1 pseudogene is annotated in these 1,445 nt (G+C 59.4%); it reads right to left on the bottom strand.

What is annotated here, in order from left to right:
* Positions 1 to 1,245 precede the first annotated feature (1,245 nt).
* Positions 1,246 to 1,445, bottom strand: a pseudogene (locus ACZ470_RS40490) (IS701 family transposase); the annotation flags it as partial.

The following is a 1,445-nucleotide window of genomic DNA, read 5'->3' as shown; positions in this document are numbered from 1 at the left end:
ACCTCACGGTGATCCCGCCAGCCGCCACCACGCTTCGGCGTCCGGTCCGGGAGCAACGGCTCGATCCGCGCCCGCTGCGCATCAGTCAACGGCACACCCCGACCAACGACCGGCTGATCCAAACGAAACTGCCTAGCCCTGGGGACAAGCCCCCCGCAAACATCAACTGGTGGATTCGAGTTCAGAGTGAGGTTGGAAAAGGCTCAATGTGTGCCCCGACGTGTGCCCCTAAGGCTCTTGTGCCGGGGCATCCACACTACATAAACCGGTACCCAGCGGTGCGTGCCTCGCACCACGGCAAGTCGGCTACCAAGGAGATCAGATGCACAGTCATCCCGGACATCAAGAGCGGTCCGATCCTAAGAAGGGGCGTGCACCCTCCGGCGCCACGGTCCCACCTCAGGCAAAGGCAAGAGCAGTCCTTCCCCCGCACCAGGCGGCTATCGCTGCTATACAGGGCACCGCTGGTAATAGAGCGGCAACTCTCGCGGTGCAGCGCATGCCACGCGGTTCCTCCAGTTCCTCCTATCACAGCCAAGGAATCCCAGGGCTCAAGGGGCGTTCTTTTCTTTCCACAGAAGAGCACGCGGAGTCGGCGGGGCAGTGGTTCTATCGCAGTGTGGATATGGTAGGTATCCTGGATAGTGCCACAGGTCACGTAACATACGAACCGGCTCCATGGGCTGGTCGTCCCATCTACATCTCAACGCAACACGGTAACGCCGATAAATTGAAATTTCACCATAATAATCCGGAGGAAACGCTAGTAAAAAGGGGCGCAGGGACTCTGACTCGTGAACTGAGACGTCGCGATAGTTTCGAGGAGGTACGGAGACAGCCTGGATCGTGTCTCATTATGGCTTCCTGTAAGGCCGGACAAGTCGACGGGGGAATGGCCCAGCAGGCGGCTGATAAGCTCGGTATGGACGTCTGGGGTGCCAACTGTCGGGTTGTTTGGTATCCCAACGAAAGAGCTCCGATCGTGCTGTGGAAGGAAAAAGCGGACCATGTCGTCCAGTGGAGTATGTTCCGCCCTCGGAGTGTAGCTTCCAGATTGTTTAGGTAGTGAGTTGTTTCCATCCTCAGCTTGACGTCGCCAATGCCATTTAGATCGGTAGTTGTTAGGGTCACGGCATGTCGTAGAGGGCTAGTCCTCCAGTGAGAAATCGTTGCCTGAGCTGATCCTTCTTCGGTAGTGGCAGCGTCGGGCTGTGGCTTGGTGCCGTCTGCGCCAGAGGGACCATTTCAGGGCATGGACAACCGCTCCGGGTCGTGGGGTGGGGCGGGGCAGCAGAGCTTCCAGGAGTCGGCGGACTTCTGCCACGGTGAAGCGAATAGTGCTGGTGGTGTCGTTTCTGCGGCCCCCCTCTCGGTGACTTGGACTGCGACGGCGGCCAGGAAGGCATGGGCGAGCATGGCCAGGGTGATGTGCCGGTACCAGCCCG

The organism is Streptomyces sp. NPDC031111, assembly GCF_055570675.1.
This window is presented reverse-complemented; position numbering and strand designations above follow the sequence as displayed.